Here is a 1,055-nt window from a genome sequence, read left to right on the forward strand (position 1 = left end):
AGCAGGTCCCCGAGCACATGCAGTGCCGCTGCTCGTACGTTGAGGTTTTTCTCTTCGCTGCCGTGATGAAGTAACCAGAAAGAAAGTATATTTGCCAGCAACCCAGCCACGGCAATTGCCATCATCATGCCGCCCTCGACCGGACGCGGCGTGCGGAAGCGTTCTATCGCCTCCCAGACAATCAAAATGGTAATTACCACGAGGGCTATGGCATTCACAAACGCCGCGAGCGTGGTCAGTCTTAGCCAACCGAAAGTGTGGCGAATGGTGGGAGGACGACGTGAAAATTGCACGGCGAGTAGGGCGAAAAGCAGGGCGGCAGTATCGGTCAACATATGACCCGCATCGGCCAGCAATGCCAGAGAACCAGAAAGAAAACCACCAACGACTTCTACCAGCATAAACCCGGCAGTCACGCCGAAAGCATACAACAAGCGACGAGCATTATTATCTTCTGGCAGGTGTGAGGACGTGTGTGAGTGTGAGTGCGCCATGACGAGTCATCCCTTAATTATTCTCACTTAACTTTATGACATCATACTGCGGTTAGAAGTGAAAAATTAAAAGGGAGAGACTCCGCTCTCCCATTATTGGCTATTTTGCAGGGTTACTGCGTGGTACCGTCGGTTTTGGTATCGACATCATTATTGATGCCATCACCGGTTTGTACCTTTTTATTGATATCCGGACAGCGACCATCTTTGCACATGGTGTTCTTGTGCTCTTCATCTTTGGTCATTCCGTCATTGTTCATTGAAGAACCATCCGAATGCAGCATTGTGCCGCCAGAACCGGTATTTACCCCGTTATTGTCGACGTTATTTGGCGCGACATTTTCACGGGCGTCAGGGGCTACCTGGCCCGCATCAGCTGCGGCGTTTGCCTGGCCGTTATTAGTTTGCGCTCCGCTATCGGCAGCCAGTGCGGCACCGCTGGCAAGGCTTAGAGTGGCAGTCAGAAATAATGTGGCCAGTTTTGTCATTTTCATAGGATGCTCCTGTTATGGTCGTTATGTCGGATAACCTCTTCCAACAGTGCATTTGCAGGTGAATATA

General features: G+C 50.7%; 2 protein-coding genes. Both read right to left on the reverse strand.

Features of this window, described 5'->3' with window-relative positions:
* Positions 1 to 494 (reverse strand): cation diffusion facilitator family transporter (locus R7Z41_RS24375; protein ID WP_318141689.1); only part of this gene is annotated, 494 nt, incomplete at its 3' end.
* A 113-nt stretch (positions 495 to 607) separates the two neighbouring features.
* A complete protein-coding gene (locus R7Z41_RS24380; RefSeq protein WP_000784351.1) occupies positions 608 to 988 on the reverse strand; it encodes a YbgS-like family protein in 381 nt (126 codons plus the stop codon).
* Positions 989 to 1,055 lie beyond the last annotated feature (67 nt).

Source organism: Vibrio sp. 1457 (assembly GCF_033340195.1).
GTDB lineage: Bacteria > Pseudomonadota > Gammaproteobacteria > Enterobacterales > Vibrionaceae > Vibrio > Vibrio alginolyticus.

Excerpts from the sequence above, each read along its gene's own strand:
- R7Z41_RS24380 (WP_000784351.1), bottom strand. The coding sequence starts at position 988 with ATGAAAATGACAAAACTGGCCACATTATTTCTGACTGCCACTCTAAGC.